The sequence below is a fragment of the Clostridium sp. genome (assembly GCF_026168755.1).
In the GTDB taxonomy this organism is placed as follows: Bacteria; Bacillota; Clostridia; order Clostridiales; family Clostridiaceae; genus Clostridium.
On record NZ_JAPFDR010000003.1, the window covers coordinates 88,543 to 111,123 of the forward strand.

Sequence of the window (22,581 nt, forward strand, 5' to 3'; positions counted from 1 at the left end):
ATGGATGATGTAAGATTATATGATTTTAAGAAAAGTGAAAAGTTTTCTTTAGAAAATATAAGAAATTTAGCACTTATGTGTGAAGATTTTTGCAAAAGTTCAAATATGCAAATAAATTATGAAACTAAGAATGATTCTTTTAGAATGTCAGTAGATAAATGTATTCAAACAACTTATGGAGAGTTTATTGAAAACATATCTCCAGATAGTATAATAGTTGAATTTAGTATTTTATCTATAGTTGATAATTTAACTTTATTTTTGGATAAGTCTGTAATTTTAAGTATAGTTGATTTATTATTAGGTGGAAATGGTAAAGTTAAAGATAAAGATAGAGAACCTACTAATATAGATTTAGAATTAATAAAATATTTATTTGATAATTTATTAAAAAGAATATATATACCAAAATCACATCAGGGAATTAAAGTTGTAAAAATATATAATAATAAAATACAATATCAAAAGTTAACTACAAAAGAGATGATTTTTAATTCAACTATAAATGTATTATTAGAAAATGAAATAGTTGGTTGCATTAAATTCTGTATTCCATATGAAAATATGAAAAGTATAATAGATGATTTTAATAATGATAAAATAGAAAATCAAATTAATTTTGAAGAATGTGAAGTTAAAGATATATCTATAAGCGAAATTTTTCCTTATATGCAAAATGTTAATATGGACATTACTGCAAAATTAGGTGATGCTAAAGTAAATATTAGTGATTTGCTAAACTTAAATGTTGGAGATGTTATTCTTTTAGATCAAAAGATAAATAAAGATATTACTGTAAGTGTTGGTGAAGCTAAGGCTTATAAGGCAAAACTAGGTGTTATTGGTATGAAAAAGGGAGTAGAAATTATTGATATAATTAAATAGGGGGAGATAATAATGAATGATAAAATATCTAGAATTTTAGATATACCAATAGAGATAACTGCTGTTTTAGGTAGAACCAAAATGACATTAAATGAAGTTTTAGAATTAGGAAAAGGTTCATTAATAGAGCTTGATACATTAGCAAATCAAGAAGTAGAGATACTTGTTAATGGTAAGAAAATAGCTTACGGGCAAGTAGTTATTGCTCAACAGAATTTTGGAATAAAAATTACTAGCGTTTTAGAATCAGAAGAGTTAGTAAATACTTTAAAATAAAGTATTATAGATTAATGGCAAATGAAAATTTAATATTATTTTCATTTGCCATTATATTTTCATTTAATATTTATAATTTTATTAATGATTATGTAATTTGTATAAAATTAAGATATAATGGTAATAAGTTTGTCAAAGCTAAAGAAAAATATATATTAAATTTAACATAATAAAGTGTTGAAATAATAATGCATAAAATAATAGGAGTGATAATATGAGCTTGAAAAAATTGGGGTTTAAAGATGATTTAGATATGTTATTTAATGCAATTTTAGAATTACAAAATATAGATGAATGTTATAAGTTTTTTGAAGATATTGCAACTATTACAGAGTTAAAAGCTATATCCCAAAGGATTCAAGTAGCAAAAATGCTTAAGGAAAAAAAGGTTTATACAGAAATAGCAGAAGTAACAGGAGCTAGTACTGCAACTATAAGTAGAGTTAATAAATGTCTTAATTATGGTCAAGGTGGGTATAACATAGTATTAGATAGGATTAATTCTGAAAAGTAATGAGCTGTAAAGTATGATAAAGGTAAGGCTATATGCTATTGTAAAAAATGGGAATAAAGGATATACTATAAGAGTTAAATCGAAATGAATAAGCGAGGTATTATATATGAGTAGAATGTTCGGAACAGATGGAGTAAGAGGAATAGCAAATACAGAATTAACTGCAGATTTAGCTTACGCTTTAGGTAGAGCTGGTGCTTTTGTATTAACAGAAGGAACACATAAACCTAAAATATTAGTTGCTAAGGATACTAGAATATCAGGAGATATGTTAGAAGCTGCTTTAGTTGCAGGTATTCTTTCTGTTGGAGCAGAGGCAGTAATTTTAGGTGTAGTTCCAACACCAGCAGTAGCTCATTTAACAAGAGAGTATAATGCAGATGCAGGAGTTATGATTTCAGCATCTCATAATCCAGTTGAATATAATGGAATTAAGTTTTTTGATGGAAGAGGATATAAATTATCTGATGAATTAGAAGATCAAATACAAGCTGTAATAGAAAGTAATTTTGAAGGAGTTCCAAGTCCAGTTGGTGGAGATGTTGGAAGATCATATACTGAGGAAACAGCATTAAGAGAGTATATAGATTATGCAATGGGTACAATTAAAACTGATTTAAAAGGGCTTAGAGTTGCCTTAGATTGTGCAAATGGTGCGGCATATAAAGCAGCAGTTAAAGCATTTAGAGCTTTAGGTGCTAGAGTTTATGTAATTAACGATAACCCAGATGGAAATAACATAAATGAAAATTGTGGTTCAACTCATATGGAAGAGTTAATGGACTATGTTGTAAGAAAGAATTGTGATATTGGATTTGCTTTTGATGGAGATGCAGATAGATGTTTAGCTGTTGATGAAAAAGGAAATATGATAAATGGTGATTTCTTATTAACTATTTGTGCAAAAGCTTTAAAAGAAGCTGGAAAATTAAATGATGATACTTTAGTAGTTACAGTAATGAGTAATTTAGGGTTAGATATTGCTACTAAAAGAGAAGGAATTAATTTAGTTAAAACTAAAGTTGGAGATAGGTATGTACTTGAAGAGATGCTTAATGAAAACTATATATTAGGTGGTGAACAATCAGGTCACATAATATTCTTAGATCACAATACTACTGGAGATGGATTAGTTACTGCACTTCAAGTTGCAGCAATACTTAAGGAAAGTGGTAAGACTTTCAGTGAGTTAGCTGGAGTAATGAAGGAATTACCACAAGTATTAGTTAATGCTAAAGTTCCAAATGAAAAGAAAAATATTTATTTAGAAGATGCAGAAATAATTGAAGCTATAAATGCTGTTGAAGCTAAGCTTAATGGTGTTGGTAGAGTTCTTATAAGACCATCAGGAACTGAGCCATTAGTGAGAGTTATGCTTGAAGGGGAAAATCAAGAAGAAATAAATGAAATGGCAAATAGCTTAGTAGATTTAATATTAAGCAAAATTTAATATGATAAAAAAATTAATGTTCGTAAGAGCATTAATTTTTTTTGAAATTTATGAATTTATTATTATATTATTATAAAAAATATAAATAAAATTAAAAATGATATCAGTAAAACATGGAATACATTAGTTTTTATTAAAGAAATTACATATTATTAATACGATATTATTTATTTGATAGAGATATTAATTTAATAATAAAAGTAGTAAAATATTAAATTAATATTAAAAATAATAAATAAAATGTAAAAAATATAATTAATTTACTAAAAATAGAAACAGTATATTGACAGAGTATTAAAGTAAAGAGTAATATATTAACAATAGAATATTTTGGAATTTCTTTTGAGAAATAAAAGCTGTGATAGAGATGTTTATTTAGATAAAAAAAGTTTCAGAGAGTCCATGGATGCTGCGAATGGATACTTTAACTAAATAACGATCACTCTTGAGCTGTCTCCTGAACATTAGTTAATAGTAAGTAGGGAGTTACCGGTAAGCACCGTTAAATGCAAGGGTTTGTTTGAGCCTAGTGATATTAATGATGAGGAATTTTATCCTACCGTTATGATTTTATCATTAAGGGTGGGATTTTTTTTACCTAATTTAGGACCATTTTATTCAATAATTACAAATTATTTCATTGGGGGTATTGAAATGGAAAGACATGTTTTATCTGTCTTAGTTAGGAATTCTTCAGGAGTATTAACAAGAGTTTCAGGATTATTTGCAAGAAGAGGATTTAATATTGATAGTTTGACTGTTGGAAGAACTGAAAATCCAGAGATTTCAAGAATGACTATTACCTTAAATGGGAATGAAGATGTTTTAGAACAATTCACTAAACAGTTAAATAAGTTAGAAGATGTTTTAAGGGTATTAAATTTAAAATTTGATAATTCAGTATACAGGGAGTTAGTACTTATTAAGGTTAAAGCTGATGCTGAACAAAGAGCAGCAGTAAATGAAGTAGTAAAGATATTTAGGAGCAAAATAATAGATATTTCGCCAGAAACATTGACTATTGAATTAACAGGAGATGAGAGTAAAATAAGTGCTCTTATAAGGCTTTTAGAGGAGTATGAAATAAAGGAGTTAGTAAGAACAGGAGTATGTGCATTAGAAAGGGGAGCTAATTACATAACAGATTACTGTGAAATATTTAATTAACTTATATAGATTATAAGCTTATAAAAGATATCGAAAGAAAAGCAAAAGCATATTTTTAAAGGGGGAAAATTTATGGCAATGACAATGACACAAAAAATATTAGCTGCACATGCAGGATTAGAAAGTGTAAAAGCAGGGCAATTAATAGAAGTAAATTTAGACTTAGTATTAGGCAATGATATTACTTCACCGGTTGCAGTAAAGGAATTTGAAAAATTTGGAGTAAAAAAGGTATTTGATAAAGATAAGATAGCAATAGTTCCAGATCATTTTACACCTAATAAAGATATAAAAGCTGCAGAGCAGTGTAAATTTATTAGAGAGTTTTCAAGAGAAAAGGGAATAAGTAACTTTTTTGAAATAGGAGAAATGGGAATAGAACATTGTTTATTGCCAGAGAAAGGTTTAGTAGTTGCAGGAGATGTAGTTATTGGTGCAGATTCTCATACTTGTACTTATGGGGCATTAGGAGCCTTCTCTACAGGAATAGGTTCAACTGATATGGCGGCTGGAATGGCAACAGGAAAGTGTTGGTTTAAAGTTCCTTCAGCATTAAAGTTTGTTTTAAAAGGGAAACCATCAAAATGGGTAAGTGGTAAAGATGTAATACTTCATATTATCGGAATGATAGGCGTAGATGGTGCTTTATATAAATCAATGGAATTCTTCGGAGATGGACTTAATTACTTATCAATAGATGACAGATTTACAATGGCAAATATGGCTATTGAAGCTGGTGGAAAAAATGGTATATTCCCAGTAGATGAGAAGACAATTGAGTATTTAAAAGAACATGGAAAGAAAGAGTGGAAGGTATATGAAGCTGATGAAGGTGCTGAATATGATGAAGTTTATGAAATAGATTTATCTACTTTAAGACCAACAGTTTCTTTCCCACACTTACCGGATAATACAAGAACTATTGATGAAGTTGGTGATATAGAAATTGATCAAACTGTAATAGGGTCTTGTACAAATGGAAGAATATCAGATTTAAGAGTTGCTAGAGATATCTTAAAGGGGAATAAAGTAAATAAGAGAGTTAGATGTATAGTATTCCCAGGAACTCAAAAAATTTATTTACAAGCACTAGAAGAAGGAATAATAAAGGATTTAGTAGAAGCAGGGGCAGTTGTTTCTACACCAACTTGTGGTCCATGTTTAGGAGGCCATATGGGTATATTAGCTAAAGGTGAAAGAGCAATTTCAACTACTAATAGAAACTTTGTAGGAAGAATGGGACATGTTGAATCAGAAGTTTACTTAGCAAGTCCAGCAGTTGCAGCAGCTTCAGCAATAACAGGAAAAATAACGGATCCGGAAACGCTTTAAGGGGGTAAATAAATATGAAAGCAACAGGAAGAGTTTTTAAATATGGAGATAACGTAGATACAGATGTAATTATACCTGCAAGATATTTAAATACATCAGATGCGAAAGAATTAGCATCACATTGTATGGAAGATATAGACTTAGATTTTGCAAAGGAAGTTCAAGAAGGAGATATTATAGTTGCAAATAAAAACTTTGGATGTGGTTCATCTAGGGAGCATGCACCTATAGCAATTAAAGAAAGTGGAATTAGTTGTGTTATAGCTTCAACTTTTGCAAGAATTTTTTATAGAAATGCTATTAATATTGGTTTACCAATTCTTGAATGTGATCAAGCGGTTAAAAGTATCGAAGCTGGGGATAAGTTAGAAGTAAACTTTGATACTGGGGTTATTAAAAATTTAACTAAAAATGAGGAATACCAAGGGGAGGCATTCCCTGAGTTTATGCAAAAAATAATAAATAGCAATGGTCTTATAGGATATATAAAAAATTCTCAAGAAAAATAATGAATTAATAAATTTAAAATATGAAGTAATAAGCATAAAAAGTAAGTTAAGTGCATGTTATAGATTAAAAATAATTAGCTTTACTTAGTTTATAAATTCAATAAGGGGGAAATTTTATGAATTTTAATATAGCAGTTATACCAGGAGATGGAATAGGTCCAGAGGTTATAGATGAATCAATAAAAATATTAAGTAAAATTGGGGAAAAATATAGTCATAATTTTGAGTTTGAATTTTTACAAGCTGGTGGATGTGCAATAGATAGTTTAGGAACACCATTACCAGACAAGACTTTGGAGGTTTGTAAAAAAAGTGATGCAGTACTTTTAGGTGCTGTTGGAGGAACAAAGTGGGATGATCCTAATGCAAAAGTTAGACCAGAACAAGCTTTATTAGGATTAAGGGGTGGATTAAATTTATATTGTAATTTAAGACCAGCACTTTTATATAAAGCATTAAAAGAAGCATCACCATTGAAAGACACAATAATTGGGGATGGAATTGATATTTGTGTTGTAAGAGAACTTACTGGAGGAATTTACTTTGGTGAGAGAGGTAGAGAGGTTGTTGATGGAGTAGTTTCAGCATATGATACTGAAAGATATAATGTCGAAGAAATTGAAAGAATAGTAAAAATAGGCTTTGATACAGCTATGAAAAGAAATAAGAAGTTAACAAGCGTTGATAAAGCTAATATATTAGAAAGCTCTAGATTATGGAGAAGTGTAGTAGAAGAAATATCTAAGGATTATCCAGACGTAGAAGTTAATCATTTATATATTGATAATGCTTCTATGCAGTTAGTTAAAGATCCTAGACAATTTGATGTTATTGTTACTTCAAATATGTTTGGAGATATATTATCAGATGAAGCATCCATGATTACTGGATCAATAGGAATGTTACCTTCAGCATCTTTAGGAGAAGGTACTTTAGGAATGTATGAACCAATACATGGTTCTGCACCTGATATAGCAGGAAAAGGAATAGCAAATCCATTAGCAACAATTCTTTCTACAGCTATGATGTTAAGATATAGCTTTAATTTAGAAAGTGAAGCAAAAGATATAGAAGATGCAGTAGTTAAAGTTTTAGAAAAAGGTTATAGAACAGGAGATATTAAAAGTGAAGGTACTATTCTTATTGGGACTAAGGAAATGGGAGATCTTGTTGTAGAGAGAATTTAGTAATTGACAAGATTTGGTGAGTGACAAGTTGCAAGTGACAAGTGATAAGTTAAGGAAGAAACTCCTAGGGGAGTTTCTAAAATATATAATTTTGTATTAACTAAATTTACTCCGAAAACTTGCTACTTGAAACTTGTCACTTAAAACTAATTACGGAGGGATTTAAATGAGAAGTGATGTAGTAAAAAAAGGAGTCACAAAGGCTCCGCATAGATCATTATTTAAGGCATCAGGATTAACTGATGAAGAAATAAATAAACCTTTAATAGGTGTTGTTACATCTCAAAATGATATAATTCCAGGTCATGTAAATTTAGATAAAATTGTTGAGGGTGTAAAAAAAGGTGTATTAATGTCTGGTGGAACACCATTAGTATTTCCAACTATAGGAGTATGTGATGGTATTGCAATGGGACATGAAGGAATGAAATATTCTTTAGCTACAAGAGAGCTTATAGCAGATTCTATTGAATGTATGGCAAAGGCTCATGCTTTTGATGCATTAGTATTTATACCAAACTGCGATAAGATAGTTCCAGGAATGGTTATGGCAGCTTTAAGGTTAAATATACCATCAGTAGTTGTAAGTGGTGGTCCAATGTTAGCTGGTAAATTCAAAGATAAAGAAGTTTCTTTATCTACAATGTTTGAAGCAGTTGGATCTGTGGAAAGTGGTTTAATGTTAGAGTCAGATTTAGCTGACTTAGAAGAAAAAGCATGCCCTACATGTGGATCATGTTCAGGAATGTTTACAGCAAATTCTATGAATTGTTTATGTGAGGTATTAGGAATTGCTTTACCTGGAAATGGAACAATACCAGCTGTTTATTCAGAAAGAATTAGACTTGCAAAATATGCTGGTATGGCAGTAATGAATCTTTTAGAAAAAGATATAAAACCAAGAGATATAATTACTGAAGAATCTATAAAAAATGCCTTAACAGTAGATATGGCTCTTGGATGTTCAACAAATAGTGTATTACATTTAACGGCTATTTCAAATGAAGCAAAATCTCCTATAAATTTAGAGATTATAAATGAAATGTCATCTAAAGTACCTAATCTTTGTAAATTAGCACCTGCATCTGACACTCATATTGAAGATTTATATGCAGCAGGTGGAATAAGAGCTGTAATGAGTGAGTTAAACAAAAAGAATTTATTAAATTTAAATTGTATTACAGCAACAGGAAAAACTGTTGGAGAAAATATAGAAAATGCTAAAGTTTTAGATTATTCAGTAATAAAACACATTGAAGAACCATACAGTGAAACTGGTGGAATTGCAGTTTTAAAAGGAAATCTAGCTTTAGATGGAGCTGTGGTTAAAAGATCTGCAGTACTTAAGGAAATGTTAAAACATAAAGGGCCAGCTAAGGTTTTTAATTCTGAAGAAGAGGCTATAGAAGCTATTTTAGGAAAGAAAATAGTTGAAGGTGATGTTGTAGTAATTAGATATGAGGGACCAAAGGGTGGACCTGGAATGAGAGAAATGTTATCACCAACCTCAGCAATTTGTGGAATGGGATTAGATAAGTCAGTAGCGCTTATAACTGATGGAAGGTTTAGTGGGGCAACAAAAGGAGCAGCTATAGGACATGTATCACCAGAAGCAGCTGAAGGTGGAAATATTGCTTTAGTACAAGATGAAGATATTATTTCTATAGATATATTAAATGGAAATTTAGATTTACTTGTAAGCGATGAGGAATTAGCTAAGCGTAGAGAAGCATTAAAACCAGTAGAACCAAAGGTTAAAGAAGGATATTTATCAAGATATGCTAAGTTAGTAAGTTCAGCAAGTACAGGAGCAGTGTATAAGTAGCGACAACTTGAAAGTGACAATAATAAGAATAAAAGATAGAAGGTTTCCTAAACTTATAACTTGCAATTTGTAAATTGGCACTTGCAATTAAATAAAGGGGGTTAGTTAAATGTTATTAACAGGAGCTGAAATTCTTGTTAAATCTTTATTAGATGAGGGTGTTGATACTGTTTTTGGATATCCTGGAGGAGCAGTATTAAATATTTATGATTATTTATACAAATATAAGGATAAAATAAAACATTATTTATCCTGTCATGAGCAAAATGCAGCTCATGCGGCAGATGGATATGCAAGATCTACTGGAAAAGTAGGCGTTTGTATAGCTACATCAGGACCTGGTGCAACTAATCTTGTTACAGGAATAGCAACTGCTTATATGGATTCTATCCCTTTAGTTGCTATAACAGGAAATGTATCGAAAGATTTGCTTGGTAAAGATAGTTTTCAAGAGGTTGATATAACAGGTATAACAATGCCTATAACAAAGCATAATTTTATAGTTAAGGATATTAATAATTTACAAGAAACAATTAGAAAAGCATTTTATATTGCTAGAGAAGGAAGACCAGGGCCAGTTTTAATAGATATACCAAAAGATATAACAGCTGATAAAACAGAGTATAAAGAATTAGAATCATTAGAGGCTGAACCTAAAATTAAGCATGTAACAGAGTCAATTTTGGCAGAAGTTGCAAAATATATAAATGAATCTTCTAAACTACTTATTTATGCAGGTGGTGGAGTTATTAATGCTAATGCTACAGAGGAGTTAATTAATTTTGCTGAAAAATTAAATGCACCAGTAGCAACAACTTTAATGTGTAGGGGAGCAATTCCTTCTGAACATAGATTAAATACAGGTATGATAGGAATGCACGGAAGTAATGCATCTAATATTTTAGCTACAAAATGTGATTTGATAATTGCATTGGGAGCAAGGTTTAGCGATAGAGTAATAAGTGATAGAGAATTTATTAATAATGCTAAAGTTATACAAATAGATGTTGATCCAGCTGAAGTAAATAAAAATGTAAAAGTTGATTCATTTATTATAGGAGATATAAAAATTGTACTACAGAAATTGATACCTTTATTAAATGAGAAGAAAAATAAAGAATGGTTAAATACTGTAGATGAACTGAAACTTTTAGCATTAACTAAGAATGGTAGGGATGATGGAGAAGAATTAACTCCAAAATTTTTATTTGAAAAACTTAGCGATATGGATAAAGGCAACTTTATTTTGTCAACAGAAGTTGGACAACATCAAATGTGGACAGCTCAATATTTTAACTTTAAAACTCCAAGAACATTAATATCATCAGGAGGTCTTGGCACAATGGGATTTGGATTAGGAGCTGCTATAGGAGCTAAGGTTGCTAATCCAGAAAAAACTGTATTTAATATTGCTGGAGATGGAAGTTTTGGAATGAATTGCAATGAATTTGCAACAGCAGTTAAATATAATATTCCAATTAAAGTTATTGTAATGAATAACAATGCTTTAGGAATGGTTAGACAATGGCAAAGTCTTTTCTATGAAGCAAGGTATTCACAAACTACTCTAGATAGAGCAACTGACTTTGTTAAACTTGCAGAAGCTTTTGGAGGAGTTGGCTTTAGAGTTGAAAAAAGAGATGAGTTGGAAAATGTATTAAATGAAGCATTAGCTATAGATAAACCTGTAATTATTGATTACATGATAGATAGCGATAAAAAGGTATTTCCTATGGTGGCACCAGGTGCACCAATTCATCAAATAATAAATGAAGAAGACTTAGAATGTTAATCTAAATTTCTATCATAGATATAATGGTAGCAAATTTTATAAATAAAAATAATAAATAAATCGGGGGTATAAAGATGGCAAAAATGTTTTATGAAAAGGACACAAATTTAGATTTATTAAAAGGAAAAAAAGTTGCAGTAATTGGTTATGGTAGCCAAGGTCATGCACATGCATTAAATCTTCATGAAAGTGGAGTAGATGTAGTAGTAGGATTATATGAAGGAAGTAAATCTTGGAATAAAGTTAAAGAAGCTGGGTTAGAGGTAGCAACAGTTGCTAATGCTGTAAAGAGTGCTGATGTTGTAATGATGCTTGTACCAGATGAAAAGCAAGCTAAGTTATATAAAGAAGAAGTTGCGCAATACTTAGAAGCAGGAAATGCTTTAGTATTTGCTCATGGATTTAACATTCATTATGGACAAATAGTTCCACCAGCAGATGTTGACGTATTTATGGTTGCACCAAAAGGGCCAGGACATATGGTAAGAAGAACTTATACTGAAGGTTCAGGAGTTCCTTGCTTAATAGCTGTTCATCAAGATGCAACAGGACAAGCTAGAGAATTAGCATTAGCTTATGCAAATGGTATTGGTGGAGCAAGAGCTGGAGTTTTAGAAACTACATTTAAAGATGAAACTGAAACAGACTTATTTGGGGAGCAAGCAGTTCTTTGTGGAGGATGTACAGCATTAATAAAAGCTGGATTTGAAACTTTAGTTGAAGCAGGATATGCTCCAGAAAATGCTTACTTTGAATGCTTACATGAAATGAAGCTTATTGTTGATTTAATGTATCAAGGTGGAATGGCTGCTATGAGATATTCTATTTCTGATACTGCTGAATATGGAGATTATATGGTTGGTAATAGAATTGTTACTGATGAAACTAAGAAAGAAATGAAGAAGGTATTAACTGAAATTCAAGATGGTACTTTCGCAAGAAATTGGCTAATGGAAAACCAAGTTGGTAGACCACAATTTAATGCAATAAGAAGAATGGAAGCTGAACATCCGATTGAAAAGGTTGGTAAAGAATTAAGAGAAATGATGTCTTGGATTGATACTAAGAAATTAGACTAGTAAATTGAGTTTATAAAATTTAAGGGGCTGTATCAGAGTGAATTAATAAATTCATTCTGAATATAGCCTTTTTTTCTAGTATTTTAGAAAGTAAAATGAAGTAGCTTTATAAAGATGTTAATTAATGGTAAAATGTTAAGTGTAAAGATATAAAATTAAGGAGAGGTTTATATGGAATTAAAAGTTAAAGTAGAGAATAAAAAGGTATTTAATAGAATTGGACTTGCTACTTTTGTTACAATGATTTTAGTAAGTGTAATTCAAGTAACGTTTTTGGGGATTATTGGAGTAATTAATCAGGAGTTATTATCAGCTACATGGATAAGTTATGCATCAATTGCAATTAGTTTTTATTTAATAGGATTTCCTGTATTTTATTTTATGATTAAAAACTTACCTGAAGAAGAAAAAAGGGAAAGCAGAACACTTGGAGTTTTGGAAATTATAAAAATATGTGTTATGTCTTATAGTGTAGTATATATAGTTAATTTTTTGACTAATCTTCTTATGATGTTGATAGCTGTAATTAAAGGTAGTGAAGTTACAAATCCATTAGTAAATATGCTTGAAGGAAGCAATTGGATATGGTCATTAATTTTTGCAGGAATATTATCTCCTATAATTGAAGAAATGATGTTTAGAGGTGTAATGCTTAATAAGCTAAGAAGATATGGGGATAAAGTTACAATAATAACAACTGCAGTTCTATTTGGATTATTTCATGGGAATTTCTCGCAATTTTTCTATGCAGTAGCATTAGGTATGATTTTTGCTTATATTACATTAAAAACAGGAACTATAAAATATTCAATAATACTTCATATAGTTGTAAATATAATGGGAAGCGTTATTTTACCAGCAGTAATTGGTGATGGTAGTAATTTAGTAGTTGTTGGTTGTGTAGGTCTTGTGTTATTAGCAATAGTAATAGTAGGTTTAGTACTAATAATAAAAAATAGAAAAAATATATCTCTATTAGATGGTGAAATTAAATTAGAAAAAGGAACTGAATTTAAAACTATTTGGATTAATGTAGGAATGATATTATATGTAGCAATTTGCTTGTTTTCTATGATATCCATATTGTCTATGTAAAATAAATATAAAAATTGTTAAGTACTTAAGAAATAAATTTTAAAAATAATATTATTATTTAAAGGGGATATCTAAAAATATAGGATATTCCCTTTATTATATATAATAGCTATATAAAAAAGAGGTTAATATTAAAAAATACGAACATTAATGTGAGAAAATACTAATATTTATGGAAAATAACTAAAAAATATGGACAAACATTCGTATTTGTATTAATATTATTCATATAATTAAAAGGTAGTCGTGTTTATCGTATAAAGTTGGAAATAAGGTCCAACAGTTTCTACCAAATCACCATAAATGATTTGACTACGATATGTTTTATATAAAAGATAATACTCAAATCTAAATATTATATTAAACATATAAATAAAAAATATTTACTAATTTACATATTAAAGTTTATACTCAACATGCGATAAATATTGCGATTACAGAAAAATGCATGGAGGAGTAAGTAAATGATAAGTTTCATATCTAAATATTTTAATTTTCAAGAAAAAGAAACAAGTTTTAAGACGGAGACAATAGCAGGAATAACAACATTTTTAACAATGGCATATGCTCTATTTTTAATTCCTAGTGTTTTAGCAGAAGCAGGGATGCCAGAAAAAAGTGTCTTTGTTGCAACAGCATTATCTGGAGCAATTGGTACATTAATAATGGGTATATTTGCAAAGTTTCCAATGGGATTAGCACCAGGAGTAGGGTTAAATGCTTTCTTTGCATATAGTGTATGCATAGGAATGGACATTCCTTGGCAAACAGCATTATCAGGAGTACTTGCATCAGGTGTAATATTCTTAATAATATCAGCAACAGGATTAAGAGAATTAATCATTAAAGCAATACCAACAAATTTAAAATTAGCGGTAAGTGCAGGAATCGGATTATTTATAGCTTTTATTGGTTTAAAAAATGCAGGAATAGTTGTGGCAAATGAAGCAACATTTGTAGGGCTTGGGGATTTAACAAATCCAACAGTATTGCTTTCAATATTTGGTCTTATTGTAATAGCAATATTAATGGTTAGAGGATCTAATATAGCAATATTTATTGGAATGGCTGTCACTGTAGTTGTTGGTATGATATTTGGATTAATAGATATTCCAACTTCAATAATATCAATGCCACCATCAATGGCACCTACATTTGGAGTGGCAATTCAAAACATAGGAAATATATTTAATCCACAAATGATATTAGTTGTTTTTACTTTCTTATTTATGGATTTCTTTGATACAGCAGGTACATTAGTTGCAGTTGGTTCAAAGATTGGATTACTTAAAAAAGATGGGTCAGTTGAAAATGGGTCTAAGGCATTACTTGCAGATTCAGTTGCTACTTGTATAGGAGCAATATTTGGAACTACTAATACTACTGCTTATGTTGAATCATTATCAGGAGTAGCAATAGGTGCAAGAACAGGATTTTCAAGTGTTGTAGTAGGAATATTATTTTTAATTTCATTATTCTTCTCACCGCTACTTACAGTAATTACTTCAGCAGTAACTGCACCAGCCCTTATTTTAGTTGGATCATTAATGTGTAGTAATCTTAAGGAAATTGAATGGGAAAAACCAGAAGTTGCAATTTCATCATTTTTCACTGTAATATTAATGCCTTTAACTTACAGCATTGGGGAAGGGATTGCATTCGGGTTCTTATCATATGTAGTTCTTATGATATTTAAAGGAAAAGCTAAAAAAATACATCCAGTTATGTATGTTTTAGCAGTATTATTTATAATATATTTTGCAGTAAGATAATAAAGAAATAAATAGATTTTTAATAAATATAAGTGGAGTTATTTTTCAATATAATTTCATTTATATTTATTTTTTTATTCTTTAGGGAATTATATTTGATAAATAATTGTAGATAACTTTTAGAAGTAATGGAAACACACAGTTTGCGAATTGAATTTTTTATATAACAGATTTATATATATAATATTTTAGTGGTAATAAGGATTAATAATTAAGTGAAATATCATAAATACTTTACAAGAATAATTTGAGTCTGTATAATTAATTTGTAGTTTGTTAAAAATAATTATAGCAATTGCGCTGAAGAGGAGCAGTAAATAGAATTTTAATTTAAAGCGATTTAGGGATGGTGTAAGCCTAAAATTTAAAACTATGGAAGGAAACCTTGGAGCAATAAAAGTAAATAAGTATTTGAGAGGATTAATTTTAATTAATCAATTTAGGTGGTAACGCGGAATATAAGTTTTCGTCCTAATGATATTTAGGATGGAAACTTTTTTATTTGGATATAAATGGGTGTGCCTCCGGGGAACAGCCATTTTTTAACAATATATATAAAGGAGAATTAAATATGGCATTTGAAAAGTTAGCTGAAATAATATTTCCTAATGTTGAACATGATAGAGAATATTATATAGCAGAATACCCAAAGAGAAACTTAAAAGAAGGTGCTAGAGTAACTAGATATGCACCATCACCAACAGGATTTCAACATATAGGTGGAGTTTTCGCTGCATTAATCAATGAAAGATTAGCAAGTCAAAGTGAAGGGATTTTCTATTTAAGAATAGAAGACACAGATCAAAAAAGAGAAGTTGAAGGTGCTATTGAAGATACAATTGCAACTATGCACAACTTTGGAATGGACTTCAGTGAAGGAATGACTGGTCAAGAAACTTCAAAAGGTGAATACGGTCCATATAGACAAAGTGAAAGAGCTGAAATTTACAGAACTTTTGCTAAGGATTTATTATTAAAAGGTTTAGCATATCCAGATTTCTGTACTCCAGAAGAGTTAGCTGCATTAAGAGAAGAACAAATTGCTAATAAAATAACTCCAGGATACTATGGAGAATATGCTAAATATAGAAATATTACTGAAGAGGAAGCTATTGAAAGAATAAACAATGGTGAAGCTTATATTTTAAGATTAAAATCACCAGGAAACATTGAAAATAGAGTAGAATTTCATGATTTAATAAAGGGAGATATATCTTTCCCTGAAAATAATCAAGACGTAGTTTTAATAAAAGGTGATGGACTTCCAACATATCACTTTGCACATGCAATAGATGACTATCTAATGAGAACTACTGATGTAATAAGAGGAGAAGAATGGTTATCATCACTTCCAATTCATGTTCAGTTATTTGAAGTATTAGGATTTGAAAGACCAAACTATGCTCATATTCCAACAATAATGAAACAAGAAGGTGGATCTAAGAGAAAGCTTTCTAAGAGAAAAGATGCTGAAGCAGCTGTTTCTTACTATAATGAAGTTGGATATCCAGTAGTATGTGTTATTGAATACTTATTAAACATAGTAAACTCAAGTTATGAGGAATGGAGAGCAGAGAATCCAACTGCTGATTATCATGAGTTCCATGTTGCTTTAGAAAAAATGAGTAAGAGTGGAGCATTATTTGATTTAGTAAAATTAAATGATGTTTCTAAGGATGTTATAGCTAGAATGCCAGCAGATAAAGTATATGAACAATATACTGCATGGGCTAAGCAATATGATGAAGAAATGTATAGCTTAGTAACTTCAAATGAAGCTATGGCTAGAGAAATATTCAATATAGATAAAGAAGGTCCAAAGCCAAGAAAAGACTTTGCTAAATGGGATGAAGTTAAAGATAAAATATTCTATTTCTTTGATGAGTTATTCTATAATGAAACTGCTGAAAAAGTAGAATTACCAAAGACTTTATCATTAGAAAATGCAAAAGCTATAATTGAAGAATATGCTAAGAAATTTACTTTCAATATAGGAAGCCAAGAAAATTGGTTTGAAGAATTAAAAGTAATTGGAGCAGAGCTTGGATATTGTGCAAATAGAAAAGAATTTAAGGCCAATCCAGAGGCATATAAGGGTATGATTTCTGATGTTGCAGGAGCTGTAAGAAGTGCATTATCACATAGAACAAATACTCCAGATCTTTATACTATAATGCAAATTATGGGCGAAGAAAGAGTTAGAGAAAGATTTAATAAGTTTTTAAGCTTATAATATAAAAGTGCTGTATTAAATATAATACAGCACTTTTATATTAAATTTTATTTATTATATTACATTACAAAATTAAACTTAAGCTGAATATATTGGCATGTATTATATGATTTAAAATTCATAAAATAATACCGAAAAATATAATTGGAGGTAATATTATGAACAATATGAATAAGCAAAATCAAAGTAATTCAGCTATGAGTAATAACGCACAACAAGGTATGAGCAGTAGTTCTCAAAGCATAAATAGCAATGCACAACAATCTCAACAACCACAACAACAAAACAATATGCAAAGCAGTTACAATAATCAAAATGCTATGCAAAATGGAATGAGTAGTGCTCAAATTGATTCAAATATTGATGCATATAAAAAAGCTCAACAAAATTCAAATCAAAATTCTATGCAATAAAATATTGAAAAGTAAAACTCTCTATAAAATGAATAGTCTTCTGTTAAGTAGATAGAGACTATTGAAAAATAGAGAGTTTTTCTTTTATATAAATATTATTAGATATGCTAAATTTAATTCACATTGGGTAAAAAAATAAACTAGATTATATTATAGAAAAAATGAGAGTGTACTGCTAATAGCAACAATTAATACAAGGTATCAAAGTTATGATAATGTACAAACTATTATTGTAGCGGTGGTAGAACTAAGTATAGACTTGGCTGTATCAGGGCTAAATTTAATAAGACATTGGAGGTAAATGTTATGAGTAAACATTCAAAGTGTGGATGTCATAGTGAAGAAAGTAATTGTAAATCAAGTTGTGGATGTGGATGTAATAGTGGTGCACCAAAATCTGCAGTAAATAATCAATGGGCATCACCTGCAAGTGTAAAATCAACTATTACTGACAAATGTAAAGGTGAGAAAAAAGAAAAAACTGCAACAAATAACCAATGGTGTTAATTTAGAATTATAAATTTTTAGAATTATAACAATAAGTTTTAGTATTAAATTAATAATATAGCACAAACTAATATCGATAAGAGTGTTAGGAGGGCAGATAAATAACGACTTGTGTGTACCTGATTATAAAATTATAAAAATCACTATGTATGAAACCTCAAAGACACTCACTATACCTAATTAAAATAAGAGAAAGGCAAAAGCCTTTCTCTTATTTTAATTTAAATGAAGATTTTAAAGAAACTATTCTATTAAATACTAACTTTTCAGGTGTAGTATATTTAGGATCTACATTAAAGAATCCATTTCTAACCATTTGGAATTTATCTTGAGGTTTAGCATTTTCTACAGCTGTTGGTTCTATAAATCCTTGTAAAACTTCCATAGAATTTGGATTTATTTGTTCTAAGAAGTGCTTTCCTTCATTTTCTGGAGCATCATCTAAAATTAAAGGTTCATATAATCTAAATTCAGCAGGTACACAATTATTTGCATCTACCCAATGAATAGTTCCTTTAACTTTTCTTCCTGTAAATCCTGAACCACTCTTAGTTTCAGGATCATAAGTACAGTGGATTTCAGTTACATTACCATTTTCATCTTTAATTACTTCGTTACACTTAACAAAGTAAGCTCCCATTAATCTAACTTCATTTCCAGGGAATAATCTGAAATATTTCTTTATTGGAACTTCCATGAAATCTTCTTGTTCAACATATAATTCTCTTGAGAATGGAACTAATCTTTTACCAAAAGATTCGTCCTTAGCATTATTACTAACTTCAAGCATTTCAGTTTGCCCTTCTGGATAGTTAGTAATAACTAATTTTAAAGGTCTTAAAACTGCCATTGCATTAGGAGCTTTCATTTGTAAATCTTCTCTTACAAAATAATCAAGCATTTGAGAATCTACTGTAGAGTTAGCCTTAGCAACACCAATTGCAGCACAGAAGTTCTTTAAGCTTTCAGGAGTGCATCCTCTTCTTCTTAAACCAGAGATAGTAGGCATTCTAGGATCATCCCATCCATCAACAATACCTTCATCAACTAATTGTTTAAGTTTTCTTTTACTCATAACTGTGTTAGTCATGTTTAATCTAGCAAATTCAATTTGCCTAGGTTGAGCTTCCATTTCACATTCTCTAACAACCCAATCATATAGAGGTCTATGATCTTCAAATTCTAAAGTACAAATAGAGTGAGTTACCTTTTCTATAGCATCTTCTAATGGATGAGCAAAGTCATACATAGGGTAGATGCACCATTTATCTCCTGTATTATGGTGAGATGCATGTGCAATTCTATAGATAATAGGATCTCTCATATTCATATTAGGAGAAGACATATCAATCTTAGCTCTTAAAACTTTTTCTCCATCTTTAAATTCACCGTTCTTCATTCTTTCAAATAAATCTAGGTTTTCTTCTACAGATCTATTTCTGCATGGGCTTTCTTTACCTGGTTGAGTTAAAGTACCTCTGTATTCTTTAGCTTCTTCTGGAGTTAAGTCGCAAACATAAGCTAATCCCTTTTTTATTAAAAGAACAGCTCTATTATACATTTCATCAAAATAATTTGATGCAAAGTAAAGTTCATCCCAGTTTCCACCAAGCCATTTTACATCTTCTTTTATTGATTCAACATATTCAGTATCTTCTTTTACTGGGTTAGTATCATCAAATCTAAGATGAGTTCTTCCTTTGAACTCTTCAGCTAAACCAAAGTTTAAAAGTATAGATTTTGCATGACCTATATGAAGATATCCATTTGGTTCTGGTGGGAAACGAGTTATTATTTCTTTGTGTTTTCCGTTTTCTAAATCATCTACTATTATATTTCTTATAAAATTAGAAGAATTAATTTCAGTTGACATAGTTTACCTCTCCTATTAACGATTAATTTTAAGTTAAAAATCTTTATATAATAATTTAAATCCTAATTATATAACATTTATAACTTATATTTTGGCTATTATTAATAATTTTAATCGAATATAAGTAAAAAATAAAGTAGCTTATAGAAAAAGTTAGATAATTACTAGTTAAGAATTAAGATAACACTTTATAGATAACTTTAAATTAGAGTAAAGTATAAAAAAATAATATTAATAAAATAATATTATCTGACAATAGTATTTTAACGGAGGATTAGAAAATGAATAATTTAATGTGTAGTGTTAACACATGCACTCATAATCAGAATAATTTATGTTGTAGGGAATATATAAAAGTAGCAGGTAAAAATACAATTACTGCGAACTTTACAAGTTGTGAAAATTTCAGGAGAAAAGAAGGACAGCTTACTAACAATATACAAGCACCTAAAAATTTATTAAATGTATTGTGTGAAGCAGAAAATTGTAAATATAACAACAATCAAAAATGTGAAGCTAACAATATAAGTATAGAAGGTTCTTATGCTATATCAGAAGTACAAACTGAATGTTCAACATTTACATCAAAAATAGATAAGTAAAAATAGAAAAGCTAGTTAAGCTAGCTTTTTATTTTTACAATAATGTTTACATTAAATGGAGAATAAAATAAAATAAAGATATTAATATAAAAGGAACAGGATTTTATGAGTATAAATTATTTTAAAAACTTGAATAAAGAAAGAATACAAATAAAGCCAATAAATTTTTGGCAAGCGTTAGGATTATCATTTTTATTTGATATAGTACTTATGTTTTTAAATACTCCTACAGAGTTATTTTATACTGCTTTAAGTGGTATGGGAGTTAATACATATAATGAATTTTGGTATAGTATATCCACGTTATTATCATGTATTTATCAATTTGGAACTATTTTAATTATTACTGTATTTATAAATAAAAGCTTTAATATATCTAGTGATATTACTAATAGTTTTGAAGTAAGAAAAAGAGATTATTTAATTGGATCGTTATTAGTTGTTTCATATATACTTATTACTTATGGATGGTTTGATTATATATTATTTTCAATTCCAACTGGAGATATGTTTGAAGCTTCAATGGAATATTTTGATTCATTACCTATAGTAATATTGTTAATAGAAACCTGCGTAATTGCACCTATTTTTGAGGAAACTTTATATAGAGGAATATTATTAAAGGGATTAATAAATAAGTATAATAGTAAAAGAGCTATAGTTTATTCAGCATTAATTTTTGGTATAGCACATTTAAATATACCTCAAGGTATCAATGCCTTTTTATTAGGATTAATATTAGGAACTGTATTTTATTATACTAGATCTATTTATTTATGTATGATAATGCATTTTGTTAATAATCTTTTAGTGAATTTTGTTTATTATCCTAGCAGCGAAATGTGGACAACTATATTGTTTATTGTAGTACCTATAATAGGTGTAATATTAATGATCTTATGTTTTAAGATATTAAGTTTAAAAGAACGAACTAAAATAAAAGTAAATATTTATAGATAATATAGAGGCATTTATCTGTTGTAGATAAGTGCCTTTAATATAAATTTTGAGGTGAAATTATGGATATAGGATTAATAGGGTTTGGTGGAGTAGGACAAGCATTTATAAAATTATTAGTAGAAAAGAAAAACTATGTTTTTGAAAAATACAACTTAGAGTTAAAAGTAAAGTATATAGTAAAAAGTGATGGTGGCATCTATAAATCAGATGGTATTAATTTAGAAGAGTTAGTTAAATTTATTAATAAAAATAAAAGTATTAAAGATCATATATTATGGAAAAATGACTTAAGTATTGATGAAATAATAAAAAATAATGATATTGATACTTTAGTAGAATTAACAGCTACAAACATAGAGAATGGAGAACCAGGGTTAACACATATAAAAAGAGCATTGGAAAGTGAAATAAATGTTGTTACGGGTAATAAAGGGCCTATTATATTAAAATATAAACAATTAAAAGAAATTGCAGATAAAAACTCTGTAAAACTTAAGGTGGGTTGCACAACTGGAGGAGCATTACCTTCAATTAATGGAGGGATATATGATGTTGCAGGTAGTGAGATAAAAGTCATTGAAGGTATATTAAATGGAACTACAAATTATATATTAAGTAAAATGTCCATTGAGAAAGTAAGTTATGAAGAGGCCTTATTTCAAGCACAAAAAGATGGAATAGCGGAGGCTAATCCAAGTCTTGATGTTTTAGGATATGATACTGCATGTAAGATAGTAATATTAACTAATGTTCTTATGAATGCGAATATAAAGTTAGAAGATGTAGAAGTACAAGGTATAACAGAAGTTGAATTAGAAACAGTGAAAAGGATCCAGAAGGAAAATAAAAAATTAAAATTAATAGGAAAAGTTAAGAGAGAAGATAATATGGTAAAGGCTTATGTAAAGCCAATAGAAATAAAAGAAGATCATCCACTTTATTTTGTTGATTATAAAGATAAGGGAGTTTATTTTAAGACTGATACTTTAGGAGATATAAGTATAATTGGAGGTGCTTCTGGAACAAGGAATGCAGCAGCATCAATATTAAGAGATATAGTATTAGTTAAAAGTTTAGAATAAGATATAATAAATAAATGAGGTTTTGTAA

Annotated in this window: 20 protein-coding genes and 1 riboswitch; of the genes, 19 read left to right on the forward strand and 1 reads right to left on the reverse strand. The window is 29.1% G+C overall.

The genetic code is table 11. From position 1 onward, the window contains the following. From Q0Y03_RS02420 to Q0Y03_RS02495, 16 genes are all read left to right on the forward strand, one after another. Complete coding sequence (locus tag Q0Y03_RS02420) at positions 1–885, forward strand: FliM/FliN family flagellar motor switch protein (protein WP_297712246.1); 885 nt, start codon at positions 1–3, stop codon at positions 883–885. A gap of 12 nt (positions 886–897) precedes the next feature. Then, positions 898–1,161, forward strand: a complete 264-nt coding sequence (gene fliN / locus Q0Y03_RS02425; protein WP_297712247.1) for a flagellar motor switch protein FliN — start codon at positions 898–900, stop codon at positions 1,159–1,161. Between the two features lie 214 nt (positions 1,162–1,375). Further along, positions 1,376–1,675 (forward strand): YerC/YecD family TrpR-related protein, encoded by a 300-nt coding sequence (locus Q0Y03_RS02430; protein ID WP_297712248.1) that lies wholly within the window; start codon positions 1,376–1,378, stop codon positions 1,673–1,675. Between the two features lie 106 nt (positions 1,676–1,781). Beyond that, positions 1,782–3,125 carry a phosphoglucosamine mutase gene (glmM, locus tag Q0Y03_RS02435; protein ID WP_297712249.1) on the forward strand — a complete coding sequence of 448 codons (1,344 nt, stop codon included), beginning with the start codon at positions 1,782–1,784 and terminating at the stop codon, positions 3,123–3,125. Positions 3,126–3,779: 654 nt separating this feature from the next. Further along, positions 3,780–4,292 carry an acetolactate synthase small subunit gene (gene ilvN, locus Q0Y03_RS02440; protein WP_297712250.1) on the forward strand — a complete coding sequence of 171 codons (513 nt, stop codon included), beginning with the start codon at positions 3,780–3,782 and terminating at the stop codon, positions 4,290–4,292. Between the two features lie 72 nt (positions 4,293–4,364). Continuing rightward, positions 4,365–5,624, forward strand: a complete 1,260-nt coding sequence (gene leuC / locus Q0Y03_RS02445) for a 3-isopropylmalate dehydratase large subunit (protein ID WP_297712251.1) — start codon at positions 4,365–4,367, stop codon at positions 5,622–5,624. 14 nt (positions 5,625–5,638) lie between these two features. Beyond that, positions 5,639–6,133, forward strand: coding sequence for a 3-isopropylmalate dehydratase small subunit (leuD, locus tag Q0Y03_RS02450; RefSeq protein WP_297712252.1), 495 nt, complete (start codon positions 5,639–5,641; stop codon positions 6,131–6,133). Between the two features lie 116 nt (positions 6,134–6,249). Beyond that, complete coding sequence (gene leuB, locus Q0Y03_RS02455; protein ID WP_297712253.1) at positions 6,250–7,320, forward strand: 3-isopropylmalate dehydrogenase; 1,071 nt, start codon at positions 6,250–6,252, stop codon at positions 7,318–7,320. 166 nt (positions 7,321–7,486) lie between these two features. Continuing rightward, entirely contained in the window at positions 7,487–9,145 is a 1,659-nt protein-coding gene (ilvD, locus tag Q0Y03_RS02460; RefSeq protein WP_297712254.1) for a dihydroxy-acid dehydratase, read from the forward strand. A 109-nt stretch (positions 9,146–9,254) separates the two neighbouring features. Next, the gene (ilvB, locus tag Q0Y03_RS02465; protein ID WP_297712255.1) at positions 9,255–10,937 is read left to right on the forward strand and encodes a biosynthetic-type acetolactate synthase large subunit; all 1,683 of its coding nucleotides are present in this window, start codon (positions 9,255–9,257) and stop codon (positions 10,935–10,937) included. Between the two features lie 74 nt (positions 10,938–11,011). After that, positions 11,012–12,016, forward strand: a complete 1,005-nt coding sequence (ilvC, locus tag Q0Y03_RS02470) for a ketol-acid reductoisomerase (protein WP_297712256.1) — start codon at positions 11,012–11,014, stop codon at positions 12,014–12,016. Positions 12,017–12,187: 171 nt separating this feature from the next. Beyond that, the gene (locus Q0Y03_RS02475) at positions 12,188–13,111 is read left to right on the forward strand and encodes a type II CAAX endopeptidase family protein (RefSeq protein ID WP_297712257.1); all 924 of its coding nucleotides are present in this window, start codon (positions 12,188–12,190) and stop codon (positions 13,109–13,111) included. 233 nt (positions 13,112–13,344) lie between these two features. Continuing rightward, positions 13,345–13,446, forward strand: a riboswitch (purine riboswitch). 129 nt (positions 13,447–13,575) lie between these two features. Further along, on the forward strand, positions 13,576–14,883 hold the full coding sequence (locus Q0Y03_RS02480; RefSeq protein WP_297712258.1) for an NCS2 family permease: 1,308 nt from the start codon (positions 13,576–13,578) through the stop codon (positions 14,881–14,883). Between the two features lie 571 nt (positions 14,884–15,454). Then, complete coding sequence (gltX, locus tag Q0Y03_RS02485) at positions 15,455–17,116, forward strand: glutamate--tRNA ligase (RefSeq protein WP_297712259.1); 1,662 nt, start codon at positions 15,455–15,457, stop codon at positions 17,114–17,116. A 158-nt stretch (positions 17,117–17,274) separates the two neighbouring features. Beyond that, positions 17,275–17,529 carry a hypothetical protein gene (locus Q0Y03_RS02490; protein ID WP_297712260.1) on the forward strand — a complete coding sequence of 85 codons (255 nt, stop codon included), beginning with the start codon at positions 17,275–17,277 and terminating at the stop codon, positions 17,527–17,529. 306 nt (positions 17,530–17,835) lie between these two features. After that, positions 17,836–18,036, forward strand: a complete 201-nt coding sequence (locus Q0Y03_RS02495) for a hypothetical protein (RefSeq protein ID WP_297712261.1) — start codon at positions 17,836–17,838, stop codon at positions 18,034–18,036. A gap of 211 nt (positions 18,037–18,247) precedes the next feature. Here the strand turns inward: Q0Y03_RS02495 and Q0Y03_RS02500 are convergent, their stop codons facing one another. Further along, a complete protein-coding gene (locus Q0Y03_RS02500; RefSeq protein WP_297712262.1) occupies positions 18,248–19,909 on the reverse strand; it encodes a glutamine--tRNA ligase/YqeY domain fusion protein in 1,662 nt (553 codons plus the stop codon). A gap of 281 nt (positions 19,910–20,190) precedes the next feature. Here Q0Y03_RS02500 and Q0Y03_RS02505 point away from each other — a divergent pair, with 281 nt between their 5' ends. From Q0Y03_RS02505 to Q0Y03_RS02515, 3 genes are all read left to right on the forward strand, one after another. Further along, complete coding sequence (locus tag Q0Y03_RS02505) at positions 20,191–20,511, forward strand: DUF1540 domain-containing protein (protein WP_297712263.1); 321 nt, start codon at positions 20,191–20,193, stop codon at positions 20,509–20,511. A 105-nt stretch (positions 20,512–20,616) separates the two neighbouring features. Further along, complete coding sequence (locus tag Q0Y03_RS02510) at positions 20,617–21,471, forward strand: CPBP family intramembrane glutamic endopeptidase (protein WP_297712264.1); 855 nt, start codon at positions 20,617–20,619, stop codon at positions 21,469–21,471. Positions 21,472–21,530: 59 nt separating this feature from the next. Continuing rightward, on the forward strand, positions 21,531–22,553 hold the full coding sequence (locus Q0Y03_RS02515; protein WP_297712265.1) for a homoserine dehydrogenase: 1,023 nt from the start codon (positions 21,531–21,533) through the stop codon (positions 22,551–22,553). Positions 22,554–22,581: the final 28 nt, after the last annotated feature.

Excerpts from the sequence above, each read along its gene's own strand:
- Q0Y03_RS02420 (WP_297712246.1), top strand. The coding sequence starts at position 1 with ATGGATGATGTAAGATTATATGATTTTAAGAAAAGTGAAAAGTTTTCT.
- fliN (WP_297712247.1), top strand. The coding sequence starts at position 898 with ATGAATGATAAAATATCTAGAATTTTAGATATACCAATAGAGATAACT.
- Q0Y03_RS02430 (WP_297712248.1), top strand. The coding sequence starts at position 1,376 with ATGAGCTTGAAAAAATTGGGGTTTAAAGATGATTTAGATATGTTATTT.
- glmM (WP_297712249.1), top strand. The coding sequence starts at position 1,782 with ATGAGTAGAATGTTCGGAACAGATGGAGTAAGAGGAATAGCAAATACA.
- ilvN (WP_297712250.1), top strand. The coding sequence starts at position 3,780 with ATGGAAAGACATGTTTTATCTGTCTTAGTTAGGAATTCTTCAGGAGTA.
- leuC (WP_297712251.1), top strand. The coding sequence starts at position 4,365 with ATGGCAATGACAATGACACAAAAAATATTAGCTGCACATGCAGGATTA.
- leuD (WP_297712252.1), top strand. The coding sequence starts at position 5,639 with ATGAAAGCAACAGGAAGAGTTTTTAAATATGGAGATAACGTAGATACA.
- leuB (WP_297712253.1), top strand. The coding sequence starts at position 6,250 with ATGAATTTTAATATAGCAGTTATACCAGGAGATGGAATAGGTCCAGAG.
- ilvD (WP_297712254.1), top strand. The coding sequence starts at position 7,487 with ATGAGAAGTGATGTAGTAAAAAAAGGAGTCACAAAGGCTCCGCATAGA.
- ilvB (WP_297712255.1), top strand. The coding sequence starts at position 9,255 with ATGTTATTAACAGGAGCTGAAATTCTTGTTAAATCTTTATTAGATGAG.
- ilvC (WP_297712256.1), top strand. The coding sequence starts at position 11,012 with ATGGCAAAAATGTTTTATGAAAAGGACACAAATTTAGATTTATTAAAA.
- Q0Y03_RS02475 (WP_297712257.1), top strand. The coding sequence starts at position 12,188 with ATGGAATTAAAAGTTAAAGTAGAGAATAAAAAGGTATTTAATAGAATT.
- Q0Y03_RS02480 (WP_297712258.1), top strand. The coding sequence starts at position 13,576 with ATGATAAGTTTCATATCTAAATATTTTAATTTTCAAGAAAAAGAAACA.
- gltX (WP_297712259.1), top strand. The coding sequence starts at position 15,455 with ATGGCATTTGAAAAGTTAGCTGAAATAATATTTCCTAATGTTGAACAT.
- Q0Y03_RS02490 (WP_297712260.1), top strand. The coding sequence starts at position 17,275 with ATGAACAATATGAATAAGCAAAATCAAAGTAATTCAGCTATGAGTAAT.
- Q0Y03_RS02495 (WP_297712261.1), top strand. The coding sequence starts at position 17,836 with ATGAGTAAACATTCAAAGTGTGGATGTCATAGTGAAGAAAGTAATTGT.
- Q0Y03_RS02500 (WP_297712262.1), bottom strand. The coding sequence starts at position 19,909 with ATGTCAACTGAAATTAATTCTTCTAATTTTATAAGAAATATAATAGTA.
- Q0Y03_RS02505 (WP_297712263.1), top strand. The coding sequence starts at position 20,191 with ATGAATAATTTAATGTGTAGTGTTAACACATGCACTCATAATCAGAAT.
- Q0Y03_RS02510 (WP_297712264.1), top strand. The coding sequence starts at position 20,617 with ATGAGTATAAATTATTTTAAAAACTTGAATAAAGAAAGAATACAAATA.
- Q0Y03_RS02515 (WP_297712265.1), top strand. The coding sequence starts at position 21,531 with ATGGATATAGGATTAATAGGGTTTGGTGGAGTAGGACAAGCATTTATA.